Source organism: Oscillibacter sp. CU971 (assembly GCF_905219725.1).
In the GTDB taxonomy this organism is placed as follows: domain Bacteria; phylum Bacillota; class Clostridia; order Oscillospirales; family Oscillospiraceae; genus Oscillibacter.
In genome coordinates this window covers 1-1,805 of sequence record NZ_CAJMXG010000427.1, presented here as the reverse complement: position 1 = coordinate 1,805, position 1,805 = coordinate 1, and the positions used below count along the sequence as shown (strand labels likewise).

2 protein-coding genes and 1 pseudogene are annotated in these 1,805 nt (G+C 57.8%); all 3 read left to right on the top strand.

From position 1 onward, the window contains the following. The first annotated feature begins 54 nt into the window (after window positions 1–54). Complete coding sequence (locus JX325_RS16180) at window positions 55–507, top strand: hypothetical protein (protein ID WP_204792069.1); 453 nt, start codon at window positions 55–57, stop codon at window positions 505–507. A gap of 13 nt (window positions 508–520) precedes the next feature. Then, entirely contained in the window at window positions 521–1,309 is a 789-nt protein-coding gene (locus tag JX325_RS16175) for a hypothetical protein (RefSeq protein ID WP_204792068.1), read from the top strand. A 151-nt stretch (window positions 1,310–1,460) separates the two neighbouring features. Beyond that, window positions 1,461–1,805: pseudogene (locus tag JX325_RS16170) on the top strand (hypothetical protein); the annotation flags it as partial.

The window sequence follows — 1,805 nt, the reverse complement described above, 5'->3', positions numbered from 1 at the left end:
GGTCCACGCCCCGGACCATATCCGGGCGCTGTTCGGAGAGGCGGGCGGGCGGTAGTGGCAAAGACGATCTGCTTCAAAATCGACGGAGAGCTTTTTCGTGATATTCATGTCCGCGCCGCCCAAAAGGGCGTTTCGACCCAGCAGTATATGAACACGCTGATCGAGCGGGACCTGTTCCCCGAGCGGTTTCCCCAACCGACAAAGGAGCAGGTTGTTAACCATCTCAACGCGATGCTGGGAATGGTGGACCAAGCGCTTGGCAGCGTTGAGGCACATGCGGAGCTTGTGGAAAGCCTGGGCGGGGAACCGACCATGCTGCAATGCGTCAACCAGCTGAACAGGATGTACCTGTTTACGGAGCAGTTCCCGCAGTTGACCGCGGAACAGGTTCGGCAGCTTCGGGATGCTATGGAAGCAATAGACCGGACAATTGAGGATGTGAGCGGCATCCTGTGGGACTGTCCGGAACAGAATATGGAACCGCCCGGCATGACGCTGGGCGGCTGAGAAAGGAGCGTTTATGAATGTAGTGGCCTACGGCGGGGGCACGAATTCCACCGCCATGCTCATTGGGATGTACCATAGGAACATTCCCGTGGACCTCATCCTCTTTGCGGACCCCGGCGGCGAACAGCCCCACACCTACGCCTACCTCCCCATCATGAACGACTGGCTGGTCCGTCACGGACTTCCGGAAATTCAAACCGTTTTCTACCGGGATAAAGACGGGAACCGGCTGACGCTGGAGCAGGAATGCCTCCGCTCCGGCTCTCTTCCCGCCATCGCCTATGGCTATAAGAAATGCTCCCTCAAGCACAAGGTCGGTCCCCAGGAGAAGTTTTGCAACCACTACCCACCTTGCCGGGAGGCGTGGGCCAGGGGCGAAAAAGTGTTCAAGTACATCGGCTACGATGTGGGAGAGCCCCAGAGGAGGGAAAAGGCCAAAGAGTTTGACGAGGCCGATCAGAAGTACACGAAGGTCTACGCCCTCATGGACTGGGGCTGGACCAGAGAGGACTGCATCGCCGCCATCCAGCAGGAGGGTCTGCCGCTGCCCGGCAAGTCCTCCTGCTTTTTCTGCCCCAGCATGAAGAAAAAGGAGATCCGCACCCTCTTCCACCAGCATCCGGACCTCTACGAGCGGGCCATTGCCATTGAGGATGGCGCCATGCCCAACCTCACCTCCGTCAAGGGCCTGGACCGAAACTGGGCCTGGCGGGACTTCGTAGAGGCGGATAAGAACCAGACCGCCATGTGCTGGATGTTCCCGGAGGACGATCTCCCCTGCAACTGCCACGACGGCGGTTGATGTTCAAAAAGGAGGGCGGTTCCGCACATGTTGGTTCTGCCGGATATGCGGCCATTTTTTCGTTGGCTTTCGTGATGGATATTTCCCAGCGGACCTTGTATTGTTGTTGGCAAATCAGGGAGAAGCATCCCTAAGAATGAGGAGGCTCGGCATGGAATACAAAAGACCGGACATGGCCCCGGAAACCCTGCTCGAAAAAGTCACATTGGAGGCGCTCAGCGCATTGGCCCTGGGGCCTCCCGACCACATCGGCGATATCGCACCACTGGAGGCTGTCCTGCCCCTGATCGCCAAGGCGTGGGGACTGCTGGAGGAAACACTGGCAGAGAAAACAAAACGCCTGGAGCGTGGGAAGAAGCTGGCCGCTGAAAACAAAGGCGGAGTGCCCGGCGAGCCGCTCCTGGAGTGTTATGACGGCGTTATGGCAATTGACCTTGTAACCAAATTTCAACCTTATGTGGATGAACAATTCAAAAACGAATCCAAGCGGGACCTT

Excerpts from the sequence above, each read along its gene's own strand:
- JX325_RS16175 (WP_204792068.1), top strand. The coding sequence starts at position 521 with ATGAATGTAGTGGCCTACGGCGGGGGCACGAATTCCACCGCCATGCTC.